Raw genomic sequence first — 20,208 nt, 5'->3', positions numbered from 1 at the left:
GAATGATTAAACTAAACTAAAAATCTAATCTATACCAATTCTTAATCCACCTGAATTCATTCTATCAGAAGGTGTAGAATCTGTTTTCAAGCCAGACAATCTTTCAGATGGCTGTATAATAACTATTTGTCCAGGTTCAACAAATTCCATATGATAAGATTCCCCCGAAGTCTGACCAATAAAAGTCTTCCATGATAATTTTGCTACCTTTGGATATGGTTCTCTTCCAGTCCAAGCTACTAATGCATCTGGGTCAACACAACAAGGACCTTCAAGTATTAGAGGATTCCCATCTGTTATTATAGCAACATCTTGATTTTGACCTGTTTTATTTATTAAATGTGTAGTAAAAAGACCTTTTTGAGATAGTACTCCTGAACCAATTAGTTTTACACTATAATTTAATTGTTCAGAAAATGCCAATAAATTTTCACTCTCAACATAAATTGAATCACCTGGGTCAATCGTTATTACATCTACATGATAAGCATTTTGAGCTAGGTAAATTTCCCCTTCACCTTCAACAACCATTATTGGCATTTGTTCTCCTGTTAACGACCTTTGAACATGTCCTAACAGTGCTCTTCCTAAACCACCACCATTGTTGGGACCTAATAACAATTTTTCAAAATTAAAATTTCCCTTAAAGGCTACCATAGCACCTTTTTTTGCAAAAAATTTGCCACTTCCCCTTGCTATACACATAAGTTCATTTGTCACGTCAAATTTAAACATAATATACATTTATATTGCCTTGTTTAGCAATAATACCTCCTAATCATATATTTGTCTATAATTATACATTAAAATTACAACATAGTCTAACCTACCCCAAACATGAAATTTATTATTTATATAAAAAATAAGAACCTGATAACAAAGTAATTTAACTTTTTATCAGGTTCTTATTTTATCTATCTCTTAGTGCTACTACAGCTCTTACTGCTTGAGCATCCAGAACAACCACATCCACAACTGCTACCATTCTTTTTTGAATTTTTAACCATATGCATTACAGCTAATGCCATTAATACTACTACAATAGCCGCTATAATAAATGTAGCCATATTTACCACTCCTTATTTATATGAATTAATTTTTCATATAACTTAATTTACCAATTTTTTCTTTTTTCATATTTCTATTTGAATAAGTTAAAACTGCCAATACTACAGCTACTGCTATAACTATAGATATTATTGCCCCAGCAATACTTCCTCCAGTACCTAAAACTAAACTTCCAACTTGATTGACAAGAAGAGCAACTATATATGCTGTTAAAGTTTGGAATCCTAATGTAATCCATGTCCATTTCCATGAACCCATTTCTCTTTTTATGGCTCCAATAGCTGCAAAACAAGGTGCACAAAGCATGTTGAATGTCATAAATGCAAACGCACTAGCTACTGTAAACATACTTGCAACTGAACCAAGAAGTGCTGGGTCTTGCTCTGTTGCATCTGATATACCAAATAAAACTCCAAATGTTCCAACTACATTTTCCTTAGCCACTAGTCCTGTAACTGTTGCTACTGATGATTGCCAGTTTCCAAATCCAAGAGGTGCAAATATTGGTGCAACTATATTTCCTAAACTAGCTAATATACTGTCACCAGCATCTACCATCTGTAATGACCAGTTAAATGATTGTAAGAACCAAATTACTCCACAAGCTATAAATATAATTGTACCTGCTTTGATTATAAATGCTTTTCCTCTATCCCACATGTGTATCAAAACACCTTTTGCACTTGGAACATGATATTGAGGTAATTCCATAACAAATGGAGATGGCTCTCCTGCAAATAAACTAGTTCTCTTTAATATTATTCCACAGATGATTATCATTACAATCCCTAAGAAATACATTGATGGTGCTACCCATGAAGCACCTCCAAACAATGCTCCTGCAAATAATGCTATTATTGGAATCTTAGCTCCACATGGAATAAATGTAGTTAACATAATAGTCATTTTTCTATCTCTATCATTCTCTATAGTACGAGTTGACATAACTCCTGGAACTCCACAACCAGAACTTATAAGCATTGGTATAAATGATTTTCCTGAAAGACCAAACTTACGGAAAATTCTATCCATTATAAAGGCTACACGTGACATATATCCACAATCTTCTAGTATTGATAATAGTAAGAATAAAAGCATGATTTGTGGAACAAATCCTAATACAGCTCCAACTCCACCAATTAGACCATCAACTACAAGCCCTTGTAACCAATCCGCTACATTTAAAGAAACCAAAAAGTTACTTACATTCCCTTGAATAATTTCTCCAAACAGTACATCATTAGTCCAATCAGTTGCTATAGCGCCCAACGAACTCACTGCTATATAGTAAACTCCCCACATTATAAGTGCAAAAATAGGTAATGCTAGTATTCGGTTTGTTACAATCTTATCTATCTTGTCTGATACAGTTTCCTTGCCTTTTCTATTCTTCTTTATTATACTTGAAATTATTGAGCTAATAAATTCATAACGATTTGCTGTTATTATACTTTCACTATCATCATCCAATTCATCTTCACAATTTCTAGTTATTTCTTCTATGTTATTCAATATTGTTTTAGAGATATCAAGTTTTTGTATAACATTTTCATCTCTTTCAAATAACTTTATAGCTAACCAACGTGTTTCCATATCTATGTACGGAGTCTTTTCTTCTATTATTTTTTCTATTTTTTCTATTGCTTCCTTACTTTCGTCAACAAAAGGCAATTTAAAATCTAATTTATTGTTGCTACTTGCAAGTTCAATTGCCTTTTCAGCAGCTTCCATTATTCCTTGACCTTTAACTGCTGTTACTTCTACCACTGGGCAACCTATAACCTCAGATAACTTTTTAATATTTATCTTATCACCATTCTTATTAACAATATCCATCATATTAAGAGCTATAACAGTAGGTATACCCAATTCTAAAACTTGAGTTGTAAGATATAAATTTCTCTCTATATTTGATGCGTCTACAATATTTATTACTGCATCTGGTTTATCATCCAACATAAAATTACGTGTAACTACTTCTTCTAATGTATATGGAGATAAAGAATAAATACCTGGTAAATCTACTATTTCCACATCTTTATTTCCTTTTAATTTTCCACCTTTTTTTTCAACTGTTACTCCTGGCCAGTTACCAACATATTGCGATGAACCTGTAAGCCCATTGAACATTGTTGTCTTACCACAGTTAGGATTTCCTATGAGACCTATTTTTATTGACATTTCCATTCCCTCCATTATTATTAAGTACATAACTATTTATGATACAGAAAATCATTCTCATTATATAATTGCACTAACCCTATTCTAATTAATTAATTTTATTATTCCACAATAATTTTTTCTGCATCTGACTTACGAATTGATAGTTCATAATCTCTGACTGTTATTTCAATTGGGTCTCCAAGAGGAGCTACTTTTCTTACAAATACATCAACACCTCTAGTAATTCCCATATCCATTATACGTCTTCGTGTGGCTCCTTCTCCTTCTAATTTTTTGACTTTTACAGTCTCTCCACACTTAATATCCTTTAGTCTGTTCATGTTGTTACCTCCCTATATTATTATTCTGCTTGCCATCTTTTTATCCAATGCAACTCTAGTATCTTTTACATCTATTATTAAATTACCATCTATCTTAGAAATTATTTTAACGTTTGTACCTACTACAAAACCTATACTATTTAAAAAAGTTCTTGTTTTGTCACTTCCTGAAATCTTCTTTATAACTACTTCTTCTCCTGTATTTGATAGTATCAATGGCATCATATAATATTCCTCCTCTTAAACTAATTTAAATTTACAAGCAATCGTTATCTCATATATGAATTACAATATTTTATCTTAAGTTTTAATCAGTTAAAATAATAACCTATTTTTTCCTTCTTTTTACAATTCCTAATTTTGATTTAAGTCTACCACAATAGTATAAACTTTGCAAGTGATTATTGTATTCTTTTGATTTTTTTTCTCATTTGAGTTGTCCTATTGATAAAATCTATATAAAAATAAAGATGCTCCAAAATAGTATATTTAACTATATTAAAGCATCTTTATTGTGTATATGTTTTCACATCACTTATACATTATTTTCTTCTTTTTTAAAAACTATTTTCTCAAACTCTTTTATAGGCATTGGTTTAGAAAATAGGTATCCCTGTACCATATCACATCCAATTTGTTTTAAAAAGTCTAATTGTGAAATAGTTTCTACCCCTTCTGATATTACCTTCATTTTTAGTTCTTTTGCCATTCTAATGACATTGGATATAACAATTTTTTCATTATTGCTCTCATCTTTTTCTGTAAAAAATGCTCTATCTAATTTTAATATGTCAACAGGCAATTCTTTTAGAAGATTAAGCGAAGAATACCCTGTTCCAAAGTCATCCATAGAAATTATAAACCCATTTTCTTTTAGATGATTCATTGTATCAATCAAACCTTCTATATTATTTAATACTGCTGTTTCTGTTAGCTCTAATTCTATAAAATTTGTTGGTATCTTATATTTATCAACAATTAATCTAAACTTCTCAACAAAGTTACTATTTACAAAATGCATTCGAGATAAGTTAACAGATATAGGCACCACTTTTTGACCTTCATCCATCCATTCTCTAATCTTTTTACACACTTCTTCAAATACATAAAAATCAATGTTTACAATAAAACCATTTCTCTCAAATACTGGTATAAATTCTATTGGTGGTATTAAACCTTTCTTTGGATTATTCCAACGAACAAGTGCTTCAGCTCCTATGATTTGGTAATCTAAAAGGCTATATTTAGGCTGAAAATACACAATAAATTCTCCATTGTTAAGAGCATCTATCATTGTATTTTCAATTTCTTTTTCTTTTAGTATTTTATTATGCATTTCATCATTATAAAAAGCAAATGAATTTTTATGACCACCTTTTATAGTCTTTCTAGCAGTATTTGCTCTATCCATAATAGTATTTATATCCCTATCATCTTTATTTATTTTGTATATACCACAATCTAAAATCAACTTATAGTAATTTATTTTCGGATTACTAAATATCTGAACTTTGTTATAAATACTATTTAGTCTTGCTTTAATATCTTCATCTGTCTTATATTTAATGAGAAGAACAAAATGGTCAGCAGAAACTCTTGCAAAGATTTCATCCTCATGTAATTCACTTGCAATAGTATTTGATATATGTATCAAAGTATTATTTCCCATATCAAATCCAAACATATCATTTATATATTTAAATTTATCAACATCCATATAAAATAACACATATGATTCTGGATTATTTTTAGAAAACAGTTTATCTGCATTTATTTTAAACTTCTCTATACTATCTGCTCCTGTTAATGAATCTATGTATGCAATTTTTTTCAGAGAATCTTCTTTCTTTTTCTTATTATAAATTATATATTTGATGGCAATTAAAAATATAATACAAATACACATAATAATTTGTACCGAGTACTCTTTAAAAATAACACTAAATGGTACCTTATAAGGCTTATTAATAGTATTAGAATATATGCTATCATTTAACTGTTCTTCAGTAATTTTACCTATTGATTTATTTAAAATTGATATCAATATTGGATTAATTTTATTTGATACTCCTATACACATTCCATAATTAGTATCTAAAACTGATATAATAGATAAATTATTGGCTTTTCCTTTCTTTAAAAGTTCATCAAACTGATAAGAACTAAGTACCATTAAATTTGCTTTTCCTGCATCTATAGCATCTAAAGAATCTTCTATAGACTTATAAGATGTTGTTTTGGAATTTTCAAAGCTTTTTTCTATATAAGAATCAATAGAATTATAGCTACTCGTTAAAGCAATATTTAAATCATTATTCAGATTAGTTCCTAATTTTCCAACCATAACTATTGGAATATTTATGTACGGATTTGTCAATTTCATATTGAATCGTTTTTCTTTATTGTTTTCATTAATTGAGCCACAAAGCATATCTGCCTTTCCGTTTTTTATATAATTAAGACTCTCATTATAATTTTTTGTTTTAATATATTCAAATTCTATACCACATTTTTTTGATATAACTGACATTAAGTCAGAGCTTATACCTTTAAACGAATTACTTACCATATCATAATATTCAACAGGAGACCACTCTGAATCGTATACCATAGTAAGCTTTGGATTTGCTTTAATAAAATTAATTTCTTGACGAGTAAATGCTATGGAATTAGTAACATCTCTTTTAAAATACTTTTTATATAATTCCATATCATAGTACATGTTATTCATTTTTAATTCCTTTAAAGCATAATCTAATTCTTTTGCTAAGTTAGTTTTTTCTTTTGTAGTAGCAAAATAAAAAGGTTCCATTGAAAACTTACTAACTATTTTCATTCCTTTTGCATTTACGATACTTCCACAAACAAAAGCATCTGCTTTATTTTCATTTACAGACTCAATTAACTCATCAATAGAATTACAATATATATATTCCACTGAAAATTTATTTTCTTCTCTATATTTCTCAAATGCAATATTATGAAAATTACCTTTGAGCACAGCTACTCTCATATCATTAAATGAACTTATATCTTCATAAAACATATTGTAGTTACTTTCATTTGTATATAGTGCACTATATTCATATCCCGAACTTATTTTAGGAAAATTAAATATTTTATTTCTTTCATCATTACTCTGTAAAGGTCCAAGTAAATCTATCTCACCTTTTTCTAATCTATCTAAACATTCTTCCCAAGACCCTTTTATAAATTCATACTTCCATCCCGTATATTTTGAAATTTCTTTTAAATAGTCATAACCATACCCTGTATAAGAATTATCTTTTGGTGAAGATATAATTCCATAGTTATCACAATATCCAACTCGTATTTTTTTTGAATTTTCAGACTCATCAGCAAAGCATTGAACATTGTCAAGGCAGGATATAATAAGTAAAAATATCAAAGAAAGTATCAAGAAGTGCTTTTTAAATGATTTCATATTTAAAAACCTCCAATTTGCCAACTTGCTTTAATTTATTTAGTTTACCAGTTGTAACTACTTTTATTGTACTGGTAAATATATCAAATTGCAATATTCTCATATAATATTCTTATTCAACTACAATTAATTTTCTTATTGTCTGTTTAAATATATTGCATTATAGTAACTCATTAAAAATCATAAAAACATAATTAATACTATAATTAGATTAATTAACTATATCTCAAAAACATAATAGCACTAAAATATAATGGCACTAAAATATAATGGCACTACTAATATTTTTAAATATCAATAGTGCCATAAAAACTTTTCAGATTAATTAAATCGTTTTATATATTTTATAATAAGTTATACTACTCTAAATATTTAGCTAGAAAACTTTTTTCTTTAATACTAAATACTTGTGTTTGAATATCAGAATAATGTTTTGAATACACATCAATAAAACCATGATTTGCATCTAAAATTTCAATTTGAATATTTTGTTTTCCAGAAAGTTGACAAGAAACAGAATCTACATCAAATGAATCATATTTTGCAAATACTAATAAAGTAGGACATTTTGGAATTACATCCATATAATCTCTAATCCGAGAACCATAACAACAAATTATACCATCACAAAGAGAATCTTCACTACATCTCCATGCAATAGTTGCTCCCACACTATATCCTGCAACAAGTACATATTTGTATTGTGATTTTAAATCATTTATAAGTTTTTCTACACTTTTATAAATGTTAAATCCAACACTATCTATAAAAAAATCATACGCCTCTTGAGCTTCTGAATAAGAAAAAACTTTTCTATATCCCAAAAGCTCTGGGCAAAACACATCATACCCATCTTTATAATACTTTTTACAAACATCTTTTATAAAACTATTAACTCCATAAATTTCATGTAGTACAACAATAGCTATATTACTTTTATGTATATACTTAATCATATTGTCCACCACCTATCAATATTTTCTACATTTAGTTTAATGTATTCTTTTAAGTATGTTAATTTACTATTTCTAAAATTTAACTTATAAAATAATCCGTTTTTTTACAATAAATTTTCTACAAAATAATATTGACTAAGTAGTAAAAATCAACACTCCTGTAACAATATTATACAAGATATGAAGTAGGCATGACCCCCACAGACAATTAGTTTTTCTATATACTAAGTCACATAAAAGGTGAAGTAATATAAGACATATCACATAAAATCCAGGTAGAAGTGAAAATGAAAAATATCCATTTACAATCCATTTTACAGGGTAATGTATAGATAAAAAAAGGAAAGCATTAACACAAGATAAAAGTACACTATTTTTTATTAATCCTGTTAACCTTGTTTGAATATACCCTCTAAAAGCAATTTCTTCCGGAATAGCAGAAATAATAAATGTAGCAACCATATAAACAGTGGTTAATTGAAAATCAACTTTTTTTCCTTTCATAATTCCCTCTGCTAAAATAACGAAAATTACGAGTACTGCAGCACCAAAAACTCCATACAAAAGACTTTTATTTAAATTTCGCACTGTAAGCCCAATCGTATTTAGTTTTTCCTTTGAAAGTAGTACAAATCCCAATCCTATAAATAAATCCAAGTTAAATAAATGAGTATTGCTTTTACTCCATCATTTTTAGAATAATTCTTACATAACAAAGCATATTCTTCATCTTCAAGTACAGTTTTAAACATCATAAATGCTCCTTTCTAATCAAATACTTATTTATTTTTCCAATTTTACCATAAATATATATTTGTATCAAATTAATTTCATTATTATATAAATTAGAGATGATAAAACTAAAAAATTAATTTCATTAAAACTATATTTATACTCATTTAAATATTTACAGGATTATAGCTATAAAATAAAATACAACTATTAAAAAGGAGTATATCCTTATAATTTTAAAAATCATAAATGATATACTCCTAAAAATCTACTTAACTTATATTAAATTTATTTTCCAAAATATCTATTTAATAATCCTAAGAATGCTTTACCATGTCTAGCTTCATCTTTACACATTTCATGTACTGTATCATGTATAGCATCTAATCCTAATTCTTTAGCTTTTTTAGCTAATTTTAGTTTTCCATCAGTTGCACCATACTCAGCATCAACTCTAACTCTTAAGTTTTCTTTTGTATCTGCAACTACAACTTCTCCAAGAAGTTCTGCAAATTTAGCAGCATGCTCAGCTTCTTCAAAAGCTATTCTCTTATAAGCTTCTCCTACTTCTGGATAACCTTCTCTGTCAGCTTGTCTACTCATTGCTAAATACATTCCTACTTCTGTACATTCACCAACGAAGTTAGCTCTTAATCCTTCAATTACTTCTTCGTCTACACCTTGAGCTACACCTATTCTATGCTCATCAGCCCAATTTTTTTCGCCTTTCATTTCTTCAAATTTATCAGCTCCAACTTTACATACTGGACATTGTGCTGGTGCAGCATCCCCTTCATGTATATATCCACATACTGTACAAACAAATTTTTTCATAATTAATTTCCTCCTAAATTTTATATATCAAATTAAATTTTTTATTTATCAAGTTAATTTATATATACCCGAGGCATATACCTTTAAACAATTTTTTTAAAGTTTTTTTCTAAATACTTACTTCCCTTGTGTTAACAGTATGTTTCTATAATAATGTCCTTTTAATTCTATTAGTTCTTTATGATTTCCAGATTCTATAATTCTCCCATTTTCTAAAACTATTATATTATCACAATTTGATATAGTACTTAATCTATGAGCTATAATTATACTTGTCTTACCAAAAGTTAAACTATTTATTGCATCTTGAATCTTAGCTTCAGTTGCTATGTCTATATTGCTTGTAGCTTCATCTAAAATGAGTATAGGTGCATTTTTTAATATTGCTCTGGCAATGCTTATTAATTGTTTTTGACCTTCACTTAAATCCTCACCCCTATCTGATAATACAGTATTATATCCTTCATGCATTTTTGTTATAAATTTATGCGAATTTGCTATTTTGCTAGCACATATAACCTCTTCATCAGTGGCCGTTAGATTTCCATATCTTATATTTTCCATGACCGTATCATTGAATATATAACTTTCTTGTGGAACTACTCCAAAACAAGTCCTCAAATAGTTTCTGTTAATGGAATATATATCTTCAACATCTAAAAATATACTTCCTTTATCTACTTGATAGAAATTTGTAATTAGATTTATAATTGTTGTTTTCCCACTACCAGTCTCTCCTATAATGGCATTTGATGTGCCTGCTTTGATTCTTAAATTTATATTATCTAAAACTTTCTTTTTTGAATTATAGGAAAAGCTTACATTTTTAAATTCTATTTCTCCATTTACAAAAGGAGAATTTAAATTATCCTTCTTATTGTCATTAAACTCACTTTTAAATACACTCTTTGCTTCCTGTTCCTCTTTTTCGTCTATAATTTCAAAAACTCTTTCACATCCTGCTATTGCTGAAAGTAATGTATTAAATAGATTTGCCAATTCATTTAAAGGTCTTGTAAATTGTCTTACATAACTTAAAAAACTAGCTATAACTCCTATAGTTATAATATCTTTAGATGCCAAAACTCCACCTATAATACATATCGTTGCAAATCCTATATTACTAATTACATTCATAATAGGCATTAAAAGAGATGTATAAATTTGCGATTTAAGTGAAATATTTAATAGTCTATCATTGACTTTTCTAAAATCCTCTACAGACTTTCTTTCATAGTTAAAAGATTTTACTACATTTATATTCGATACCATTTCTTCAATATGAGAATTTAACTTCCCTAACTCTACTTGTTGTTGCTTAAAAAGCACTCTAGTCCTCTTTGCTATAAAGTTACTTAGAAACATTACTATTGGTATCAATATAATACTACAAAAGGTTAAAATTGGACTTAATATAAACATCATAATGAAAGTCATCAATATATTTAAAATTCCTGTAATTAATTGTACTAATGAATTTGAGATTCCTGTACTAATATTATCAACATCATTTGTTACCCTGCTCATAATATCTCCAGTAGAACTTTTATCAAAGAAGGTTATTGGTAGATTTTTAAATTTCAAAAACAAATTACTTCTCATCTCTTTAACTATACTTTGAGATAGTCTAGCTGTACATATACCCTTAGACAGTTTAACTGAGAATTCAATTATATAAAATGAGAGTAATATAATTATGCCTTTCAAGAAAATGGACCTTGAATAAGTATCAATATTTATTATGTCAACTACTTTCCCAAGAGTATATGGTATTATAGTTGATATAATTGAATCGACTATTACCAGCAAAAAAATTAATCTAGTAATCTTTTTATCTTTTTTAAAGTACATAAAAACTCTTTTAAATGTTTTTTTAAAATCTTTAGGCTTCTCTTTTTTCTTTAATCTACTGACCTTTTGATTTCCAGTACTTAAATTCAATATACTTCCTCCTTAATTTACATCTTCATTTGCTAAGTTCTGCAACTCAAAAATTTTTTTATAAATTGGAGAACTAACCAGTAAATCTTCATGTGTAGCAAATCCAACCACCTCTCCCTCATCTAAGACTAAAATTTTATCACAGTCAATTATAGAGCTAATCTTTTGTGAAATAGTTATGATGGTACATTTCTTATTTTCTTTGTTTTTTAAATTATTTATATAATCTTTTATATTCTTTCTAATAGTCGTCTCTGTATTAATATCCATTGCACTAAAGCAATCATCAAGAATTAATATTTGTGGTTTTTTTGCTATAGCTCTAGCTATAGTAATTCTTTGTCTTTGTCCTCCTGATAGGTTTTTACCCCTTTGAAATAAAACTTCATCATAAGAATTTTCAAGTTTTGTTATAAATTGATTTGCATTTGCTATCTCACATGAATTTATAACATCTTCTCTACTTATAGCCTTATTTCCCATAATTATATTTTCTAGTATACTTTTCCCAAATACACTACTATTTTGAAATACTACACCTATTCCTTCTCTTAAACTTTCTTCAGAAACACTGTATATACTATTTCCTCCAATCTTAATATCTCCTTTGTCAACTATATATAATTTTTGAATTAAGTTTATTAAAGAAGTCTTTCCTGAACCAGTCTGACCAATCACACCAATATTTTGACCTTCTTCTATTTTAAAAGATACATTTTTTAATATTTTTTCATCTGTATTTTTATTATATGAAAAATAAACATTTTCAAAAACTATATCACCACTTGTAAATTTTAAATTCTTTTCTTCAACATCTAAACTGGTATTTTTCTCAATTATTTCTTCATTCTCATCAAGCAAAACTTCACTTACTCTTTCATAAGAAGCTTTTGCTCTAACAAAAACATTAAAAACATGTGAAATCATTATAAGTGATGTTAATATTCTAGTCATATAATTTACATAAGCAACTATAATTCCAATTTTAATTTCTCCTGAATAAACTAAATGTCTTCCAATTAATAATATTATTATTATAGAAATATTAATAATTATTGTAATTGTAGGTCTAAAAAACGACATCATTGTTGTAGCTTTTCTACTATTTTGAAAAAGCTCTTCATTTAACTCTTCAAAACGTTTACTCTCATAATTGTATCTGCAAAATAATTTAACTACTTTTATTCCACTTAAAAACTGTCTTAATTTTGAATTTATTTTATCTGTACTTTCCTGTACATTTTTAAATAGTCTATATCCAATCTTCATATTGAGTAATATTATAATAAATATAATTAAAACTGCAACTAAGATAATTATTGACATCTTTAAATTTAATTTTATGGCTATAATTAAGCTTCCTATACACATGATTGGTGATTTTATAAAAACCCTCATCATTCCATGAACGAATTGTTGTATTTGGTTAATATCATTAGTGATTCTTGTTATTAGTGATGCTCTACCAAATTTATCTATTTGTTTTAATGAATATGTATTTATCTTTTCAAATACATCCTGTCTCAAATCGTAGGAAAAGCACTGAGAAACTCTTGCTGAGATTATACTTCTTATTATTGAAAATATTGCCCCTAAAAAGGTTATTCCTATCATTAAAGCTCCAGTTGATAATATGTAATCTAAGTTCTTATTTGAAACTCCTATATCTATTATTTTTGCCATTATAGTTGGTTGAGCTAAATCACAAAAAGCTTCCAATGTCAAAAAAAATACTGCTGTCAGAAATAATGCTATATATTTTTTTATGTATTTTTTAAAATACCTCATTTAATCATCCCTTCATAGAATTTTCTCATTATAAAAAGTATATCATAATGGCTAATTTAATTGATTGTATCAATTATAAATATTTGTTTTATTATTAATTTTTATACTATACATGTTATAAATTATTTGTTTTTATTTCCTATATTTATATATATTTATAGCATACTATTATATATAATATATATGTATTAAAATTAAGACAAAACTTTAACTTTACTATTTGTGTAAAAAGTAATATAATTTAAAATTGATTATAAATCTAACTTTTTCTCTATCAAAATATTTTAGGAGGTGAGACATTTGAAAAAAACTAATAGTTTAAAAGAATTTTTAAACTGGAATAATATCAAGAATTTAAAACCTTCAAATGGTTTAAAAAATATATTAGAAATTTTTAAAAATGACCTAAAAGATATACGTGGAAATTACGCAGTACTTGTAATAGTTGTAGGACTTGCTTTTTTACCTTCTTTGTACGCTTGGTTCAACATAAAGGCATCTTGGGACCCTTATGGAAGTACTGCTAATATGCTTGTAGCAGTAACAAATGAAGATAAAGGAAATGAAATAGCAGGTCAAAAGATTAATGTAGGAGACCAATTAATCGAACAACTTAAGGATAATAAAAGTTTAGGTTGGCAGTTTGTAGATGAAAAAACCGCTCTTGAAGGTGTTAAAAAAGGTACTTATTATGCGTCACTTAAAATTCCTAAGAATTTTACAAAAGATTTAACATCATTAATTACGGATGATGTTAAAAAAGGTGAAATTATTTATACAGTAAATGAAAAAATAAATGCAGTTGCACCAAAGATTACTGATAAAGGTGCTTCTACAATACAGTTACAAGTTAATCAGACTATAGTAAAAACAGTAAGTGAAATCGTTCTTGGTATATCAAATGGAGTTGGTGCAGGAATTGAACACAGTCTTCCAAAATTAACAAAGGTTGAAAGTTCTCTTATCGACCTTCAAAAGAGATTTGACCATATAAATAAGACTGTCGATTTAGCGTCTGATGCTACTTCAAAGTTATCTGACACAGTTAAAGATATTAAATCAGATTTACCTACTATTAAAAAGACTTTAAATGATACAAAGCTATTATCAAATGATTTAAAGAAATTTTTAGAGGATACAAATGACAATTTAGATGAGCTTTCTCCTCTTATAAAGTCTGATTTAAATTTAATGGTTGACCTTTCATCTTCTGCTTCTTCTCTTACATTAAATTTAATTGATGCAGTAAATAGTGGAAGTGAAGATGTACCTAAATTGATAGATAATTTATCAGAAAAGCTTTCTAATTTACAATCTTTAAATGATACATTAGAAGACTTTTTAACTAAATTAAACCAGCTTACATCAAATAATAGATTGGATGATGTAATAGATAACCTAGAAGACTCTAACAATAAAATAGATTCCTCTATATCAACATTGAATGACATTAAAAACAAGGTTATATCTGGGCAACAACCATCTATAAGTGCATTAAATAATGTTTTAAGTTTATCAAATGGTATTGGAAGAATTAATTTAAATATTTTAAATAATTTTGATTCAAAAATATCAAAACCTATAAATAGTATATTTTCAAATAGTATAAAAGTAGCAAATGATATAATCACTGTTTTAGACAAGGCAGAAGCAAAACTTCCAAAGGTTGAAGAAATACTTACTACTTCTCTAAGTCTTTCAGGAAATGCACAGGAAAGTATATCATTAATAAGAGAAAAGCTTCCTCTAGCAAAAGGAATGTTGGATGACTTGATTAATAATTTAAGTAAGATTAGTAATGGTGAAGATATGAAAAAATTAGTCAGCTTACTTGAAAGTGATATATTAACAAAATCTAATTTCTTAAAGGAACCTGTTGAAGTGAAAACAGAAAAATTATATCCAATTGAAAATTATGGTTCTGCAATGACACCATTTTATAGTGTTCTTTCTACATGGGTAGGTATATTACTTCTTTCAGCATTATTATCTACATCTGTACATGGAAACTATAAGCCATATGAAATTTATTTTGGAAGAGGTCTTACTTTTTTAAGTATAGCTCTCATCCAAGGCTTCATAATTGGAACTGGAGACATACTATTATTAGGAGTAACAGCAAAGCATCCAATTTTATTGATACTTCTGCTTATGTTTACTAGTATGGTATTTAACTTTATTGTTTATTCTTTGGTTTCTGTATTTGGAAATGTAGGAAAAGCAATTGCAATAGTACTATTAGTCGTTCAGATTGGTTCTTCTGGTGGTACATTCCCTATACAAGTTACACCTACATTCTTCCAAAGAATAAATCCTATAATGCCATTTACCTATGCAATAGGTGCTACAAGGGAAGCAGTGGGTGGTATATATGCTCCAAATTTAACTAAAGATATATTAGTTCTATTGCTATTTATGATTCTGTCTATTTGTTTAAATGTACTTCTAAAAGGACCTATAAACAGAATTATAAAACCATTTAATGATAAATTTGGTGATAGTAACTTAACTGGTCATTAAAAAATCAATTCTATATTAAAATATATTTTTAAAAACAGAATTTCAACCTTGCATTAAAGGTAGTAGCTTCTCAGTTACTACCTTTTTTAACTTCAAAACTAAAATTTATTACATAATACAAATGACTGATATTCATTCATTGACTTTCAAAATTCCTTATGTTATTATGTATTTGAAATTATAAGGAGGATACTATATGGCACGTATTACTAAAGAACCAAGTGAACGTAAACAAGAAATTCTAGATGCTGCAATAAAATTATTTTATGAAAATGGATATGAGAAAACTTCTATAACTGATATTGCAAAACATATGAATGTTGCACAAGGATTATGTTATCGCTATTTTCCATCAAAAGAAAGCCTATTTGATAGTGCTATAGACTACTATGCACAGACTCTAGTGGACAAAATGTCTACTATTATAGATAATACAGATAAAACATTAAAGCAAATTATTGAAGAAGTACCTACATTTATTGATATAGAAACTGATGATAACCATTACTACAAAGTATGTCACGGAGAAAAGAGTAAAAAAATTCATGACCAATTATCTTTAAAAGTATGTGAAAAACTTATTCCTATAGTAAAAAAACAGCTTCAACTGGCTAATTTACGAGGAGAAATTAATATTCCTGACACTGATACCACAGCATACTTTTGTGTATATGGTCAGCAAGGAATATTATTACGTGAAGATATTTCAAATACTGAAAAAGTAGAAAAAATTTGTTCTTTCCTAAATTACCTTATGAACATATAAGTATATCCCTGCTTAATAAACAGGGATATATTCAGTATTCAATATAACTTACATGCTTTAATTAAGATAATCAGTTATTCCTGAGTTTAAATTATACAGATGTTCAAATCCTTCCTCAGCCAATAAATTACATGCAGTAACACTTCTATGACCACTTCTACAATAAACCACTACTTTCTTATCTTTATACTCATAAATTTCATCTATATTATTAATTAGCTCTTGTAAAGATATATTTATAGCATTTTCTATTTTACATTCTCTAAATTCATCTTTAGTTCTTACATCTAATAATAAAATATCTTTTTCATTTTTCATCATTTCTTTAAGTTGTTTCTTATTTATATTCTTGTACATATCTCTAAGATTCCTCCATTTTATTTGTATATATTACTTATACCCTTTATTCTTCATACAACAACAAATATTCTTTTATATTTTTCTCAGCTATATAAAAGATATACTTAATAAAAGCTTTTTTTATTGTTAATAATCTGTTGATTAAAATAATTAAGAATGTTATGCTAATTATAAATTATTAAAAGGGAAAAGAGGTAGTGTAATATGTTTAAGCAAAGGCTCTCTAAATTATTATCTAGTACATTAGTATTGAGTATGTTATTTACTGCTGCTCCAAATATTACTTTTGCTGATAGTAATGTAAAAGATAACTCGGAGAAATATCAAAGTTCTGACATAAAGCTAAATGATTATAGCAAAAACTCAGAATCTTATCCAAAAACTAAAGCTCTTGCCAAAGAGAAAATTAAAACTTTATTATCTAAGTATGGAATTGAAAATGCTCAATATGCTTTGATTGATAATGGTAAAATTGAGATTTCTGGTAATGGTGGAGTCTACAGTAGACAGGATAATAAAAATTTAACTAAGGATAACATGTATAATATTGCATCTATCAGTAAGATGTTTACTACTACTGCTGTTATGAAGTTAGTAGAAGAGGGAAAAGTAAAATTAGATACTCCTATTGTAAATTATATACCTGAATTTAAAATGGCTGATGAGAGATACAAAGAAATCACTCCAAGAATGTTATTAAATCACTCATCAGGATTAATGGGAAGTACTTTAAAAAATGCTCTTTTATTAGGAGATAATGATTCTTATGGTCACGATAGTTTTCTAGAAGAATTAAAAAAACAAAGATTAAAAGCTAAACCAGGAGCTTTTTCTGTTTATTGTAATGATGGATTTACTTTAGCTGAAATTTTAGTAGAAAAAGTATCTGGTATGACATTTACTAATTTTATTGACAAGTACATAAGCAGTCCACTTAATTTACAAAATACAAAAACTCCAGAAGATAGTTTTGATAGTTCAAGACTTGCAAAAGCCTATGTACCTTATTTTGAAGATGCTGTACCACAAGATAATTTTAATACCATAGGTGCTGGTGGTTTATATTCAAGTGCAGAAAATCTATGTACATTTGCACAAACATTTATGAAAAAATCAAATGGTATTCTTTCACCTTCTTCAATAAAAGCTATGGAAAATAAAGAATATTTAAATGGTCTATGGCCTGAGGGAGAAGATTCTATACTTGGATATGGTTTAGGATGGGATTGCGTAAACACTTATCCATTTAATCAATATAACTTAAAGGCTCTTACAAAAGGTGGAGACTCTTTACTATTCCACAGTAATATTATAGTGCTTCCAGATGAAAATATGGCAGTTGCAGTTGTTTCTTCTGGTGGAAGTAGTCAACTTAATGAAATAATTGGACAAGAAATGTTACTGTCTGCATTAAAAGAAAAGGGTAAGATTAAGGAAATAAAACCTGATAAAACATTCAGCAAACCACAACAAGTTAAAATGCCAAGTTATTTAAAAGAAAATAGTGGTCTTTATGCGTCTTCAAATATGATAAAAGTTGATGTTAATGATAATGGAACTTTAACAGTATCTTCTCCTTATCTAGAAAATGGACCTGAAGATAAGTATGTATATATAGGACAAGATAGATTTGTTTCTGAAAAAGGTAATAGTTGTTTAAAATTTGTAAAAGAAAAAAATAACCTTACATATTTAAATATGAGCTCTTACGATGATGTTCCAGGATTAGGTCAAACAGCAAGTTTATATTATGTAGCTCAAAAGGTAGATAGTAGTAATAATATATCAGATAGCGTAAAAGAAGCATGGAAGAAAAGAAATGATAAAGGTTACTATATAGTAGATGAAAAATATACTTCTCAGCACTATATGTTTGGTTCTGTAAAGGCAGTTCTTGGTCTTTCAGATGGAACTCCTGGTTATATAGCTAATACTAAAATAGCAGATGAAAATAACTCAAATGCATTTATAGAAATACCTGGTGTAATGGGACGTGACTTAGCTGATATTAAACTTCATAAAGAAAATGGTACAGAGTATTTAACTTTTGCCACACAGACATATATTAGTGAAGATTCTATAACTAATTTGCCATCAGAAAAATCTTTCACATGCGAGTTAGCATCTAATGGCTATGCAAAATGGTATAAGATTGGTGACGATATAGCAAACAAAAAAATAGAAGTTAATCTTCCTCAAAATTCATCTTTTGCTGTTTATGATGCTAAAGGAATTCCTGTAAACTATTCTTTAGTTACAAAGAATAATAGAGTTAGATTGCCAAAAGGAGGCGTAATTGTTTTCTCAGGAAGTCCAAATGCTAGATTTGAAGTTGCATATCAAGATGAGGTAAATGCAAATACATTGACAGGAACTGATAGATATGAAACTTCTATTAAGATAAGTCAAGCAGGTTGGGAAAATGCTGAAAATGCAGTTTTAATAAATGACTCAGCAATTGCAGATGCTTTAGCTGCAACACCACTTGCATATAAGAAAAATGCTCCTATATTATTAACTGGAAGCTCTCAAATAAACGAAAAAACTTTAGCTGAATTGAAGAGATTAAAAGTTAAAAATGTATATGTAGTTGGTGGAGAAGCTTCTGTGAATGAAAAGTCCCTAGATACTATAAAATCAAATAATATTTCTGTATCTAGAATTTCAGGAAATGATAGATATCAGACTTCTATGAATATTGCCAAAGAATTGAATAATATTAGTAACATTTCAAAGATTTCAGTAGTTAATGGTGAAAAAGGATTAGCCGATGCAGTAAGCATTGGAGCTGTATCAGCTCAAAATGATATGCCTATAATACTTACTAATGAAAACAGTAATATAGATGAAATAAACAACTTATTTAAAAACAAAAAAATTGAGAAGTCTTATGTAATTGGTGGAGAATACACAGTTTCTAAAAATATAGAAAGTAAACTTCAAAATCCACAAAGAATATCAGGTAGCACTAGAAATGAAACTAATGCAAAGGTAATAAAAGAATTTTATAAAGATTCTAAGATAGACAACCTATATGTTGCTAAAAACGGAATCAATAAACAAGATGATTTAATAGATGGATTATCTGTTGGAGTTTTAGCTGGAAAAACTAAGTCTCCTGTAATATTAGTAGGAAATTTATTAGATTATAATCAAAAAGAATTATTTAAAACTATGAGATTTAAATCAGTGACACAAATTGGTGGAAATGGAAATGAAAATTCATTTAAACAAATAAAAGAAATCGCTTAATATGTTAAAATGGGCTATATTTAAGTAATATTACTTAAATAT

At 27.6% G+C, this 20,208-nt stretch carries 15 protein-coding genes; 3 read left to right on the top strand and 12 right to left on the bottom strand.

Annotated features, from left to right (window positions below; all coding sequences use genetic code 11):
- Nucleotides 1–24 precede the first annotated feature (24 nt).
- From ACTG48_RS07865 to ACTG48_RS07815, 11 genes are all read right to left on the bottom strand, one after another.
- Nucleotides 25–735: an AIM24 family protein gene (locus ACTG48_RS07865; protein WP_479918780.1), complete on the bottom strand. Its 711-nt coding sequence runs from the start codon at nucleotides 733–735 to the stop codon at nucleotides 25–27.
- 179 nt (nucleotides 736–914) lie between these two features.
- Nucleotides 915–1,067: a FeoB-associated Cys-rich membrane protein gene (locus ACTG48_RS07860; protein ID WP_479918529.1), complete on the bottom strand. Its 153-nt coding sequence runs from the start codon at nucleotides 1,065–1,067 to the stop codon at nucleotides 915–917.
- 25 nt (nucleotides 1,068–1,092) lie between these two features.
- Nucleotides 1,093–3,249, bottom strand: a complete 2,157-nt coding sequence (gene feoB / locus ACTG48_RS07855) for a ferrous iron transport protein B (protein ID WP_021384245.1) — start codon at nucleotides 3,247–3,249, stop codon at nucleotides 1,093–1,095.
- Between the two features lie 101 nt (nucleotides 3,250–3,350).
- Entirely contained in the window at nucleotides 3,351–3,572 is a 222-nt protein-coding gene (locus ACTG48_RS07850; protein WP_021384243.1) for a FeoA family protein, read from the bottom strand.
- A gap of 12 nt (nucleotides 3,573–3,584) precedes the next feature.
- Nucleotides 3,585–3,797: a FeoA family protein gene (locus ACTG48_RS07845; RefSeq protein ID WP_021384253.1), complete on the bottom strand. Its 213-nt coding sequence runs from the start codon at nucleotides 3,795–3,797 to the stop codon at nucleotides 3,585–3,587.
- A 310-nt stretch (nucleotides 3,798–4,107) separates the two neighbouring features.
- A complete protein-coding gene (locus ACTG48_RS07840; protein ID WP_479918528.1) occupies nucleotides 4,108–7,017 on the bottom strand; it encodes an EAL domain-containing protein in 2,910 nt (969 codons plus the stop codon).
- Between the two features lie 359 nt (nucleotides 7,018–7,376).
- Nucleotides 7,377–7,985, bottom strand: coding sequence for a dienelactone hydrolase family protein (locus ACTG48_RS07835; protein WP_479918527.1), 609 nt, complete (start codon nucleotides 7,983–7,985; stop codon nucleotides 7,377–7,379).
- 123 nt (nucleotides 7,986–8,108) lie between these two features.
- The gene (locus ACTG48_RS07830) at nucleotides 8,109–8,630 is read right to left on the bottom strand and encodes a CPBP family intramembrane glutamic endopeptidase (RefSeq protein ID WP_479918526.1); all 522 of its coding nucleotides are present in this window, start codon (nucleotides 8,628–8,630) and stop codon (nucleotides 8,109–8,111) included.
- A gap of 363 nt (nucleotides 8,631–8,993) precedes the next feature.
- A complete protein-coding gene (locus tag ACTG48_RS07825; protein ID WP_107594844.1) occupies nucleotides 8,994–9,539 on the bottom strand; it encodes an NADH peroxidase in 546 nt (181 codons plus the stop codon).
- A gap of 117 nt (nucleotides 9,540–9,656) precedes the next feature.
- Nucleotides 9,657–11,480, bottom strand: a complete 1,824-nt coding sequence (locus ACTG48_RS07820; protein WP_479918525.1) for an ABC transporter ATP-binding protein — start codon at nucleotides 11,478–11,480, stop codon at nucleotides 9,657–9,659.
- 12 nt (nucleotides 11,481–11,492) lie between these two features.
- Nucleotides 11,493–13,268 (bottom strand): ABC transporter ATP-binding protein, encoded by a 1,776-nt coding sequence (locus ACTG48_RS07815; protein ID WP_479918524.1) that lies wholly within the window; start codon nucleotides 13,266–13,268, stop codon nucleotides 11,493–11,495.
- Nucleotides 13,269–13,559: 291 nt separating this feature from the next.
- Between ACTG48_RS07815 and ACTG48_RS07810 the strand changes: the two genes are divergently transcribed.
- Both ACTG48_RS07810 and ACTG48_RS07805 read left to right on the top strand, forming a co-directional pair.
- Nucleotides 13,560–15,788 carry a YhgE/Pip domain-containing protein gene (locus ACTG48_RS07810; protein ID WP_479918523.1) on the top strand — a complete coding sequence of 743 codons (2,229 nt, stop codon included), beginning with the start codon at nucleotides 13,560–13,562 and terminating at the stop codon, nucleotides 15,786–15,788.
- Nucleotides 15,789–15,984: 196 nt separating this feature from the next.
- Nucleotides 15,985–16,554, top strand: coding sequence for a TetR/AcrR family transcriptional regulator (locus ACTG48_RS07805; protein ID WP_479918522.1), 570 nt, complete (start codon nucleotides 15,985–15,987; stop codon nucleotides 16,552–16,554).
- Nucleotides 16,555–16,611: 57 nt separating this feature from the next.
- On the opposite strand, the gene ACTG48_RS07800 is transcribed toward ACTG48_RS07805, so the two are convergent.
- Nucleotides 16,612–16,911 carry a rhodanese-like domain-containing protein gene (locus tag ACTG48_RS07800; RefSeq protein ID WP_479918521.1) on the bottom strand — a complete coding sequence of 100 codons (300 nt, stop codon included), beginning with the start codon at nucleotides 16,909–16,911 and terminating at the stop codon, nucleotides 16,612–16,614.
- 207 nt (nucleotides 16,912–17,118) lie between these two features.
- Between ACTG48_RS07800 and ACTG48_RS07795 the strand changes: the two genes are divergently transcribed.
- Nucleotides 17,119–20,166: a serine hydrolase gene (locus ACTG48_RS07795; protein WP_479918520.1), complete on the top strand. Its 3,048-nt coding sequence runs from the start codon at nucleotides 17,119–17,121 to the stop codon at nucleotides 20,164–20,166.
- Nucleotides 20,167–20,208 lie beyond the last annotated feature (42 nt).

Source organism: Clostridioides sp. LIBA-6822 (genome assembly GCF_056688955.1).
The sequence above is the reverse complement of the archived record's forward strand: the minus strand, read 5'-3'. Positions and strand labels throughout refer to the sequence as shown.

What these genes read in the sequence shown, in the direction of transcription:
- ACTG48_RS07840 (WP_479918528.1), bottom strand. Translation starts at nt 7,017, where the DNA reads ATGAAATCATTTAAAAAGCACTTCTTGATACTTTCTTTGATATTTTTA.
- ACTG48_RS07860 (WP_479918529.1), bottom strand. Translation starts at nt 1,067, where the DNA reads ATGGCTACATTTATTATAGCGGCTATTGTAGTAGTATTAATGGCATTA.
- ACTG48_RS07805 (WP_479918522.1), top strand. Translation starts at nt 15,985, where the DNA reads ATGGCACGTATTACTAAAGAACCAAGTGAACGTAAACAAGAAATTCTA.
- ACTG48_RS07845 (WP_021384253.1), bottom strand. Translation starts at nt 3,797, where the DNA reads ATGATGCCATTGATACTATCAAATACAGGAGAAGAAGTAGTTATAAAG.
- ACTG48_RS07800 (WP_479918521.1), bottom strand. Translation starts at nt 16,911, where the DNA reads ATGTACAAGAATATAAATAAGAAACAACTTAAAGAAATGATGAAAAAT.
- ACTG48_RS07795 (WP_479918520.1), top strand. Translation starts at nt 17,119, where the DNA reads ATGTTTAAGCAAAGGCTCTCTAAATTATTATCTAGTACATTAGTATTG.
- ACTG48_RS07850 (WP_021384243.1), bottom strand. Translation starts at nt 3,572, where the DNA reads ATGAACAGACTAAAGGATATTAAGTGTGGAGAGACTGTAAAAGTCAAA.
- ACTG48_RS07825 (WP_107594844.1), bottom strand. Translation starts at nt 9,539, where the DNA reads ATGAAAAAATTTGTTTGTACAGTATGTGGATATATACATGAAGGGGAT.
- ACTG48_RS07815 (WP_479918524.1), bottom strand. Translation starts at nt 13,268, where the DNA reads ATGAGGTATTTTAAAAAATACATAAAAAAATATATAGCATTATTTCTG.
- feoB (WP_021384245.1), bottom strand. Translation starts at nt 3,249, where the DNA reads ATGTCAATAAAAATAGGTCTCATAGGAAATCCTAACTGTGGTAAGACA.
- ACTG48_RS07865 (WP_479918780.1), bottom strand. Translation starts at nt 735, where the DNA reads ATGTTTAAATTTGACGTGACAAATGAACTTATGTGTATAGCAAGGGGA.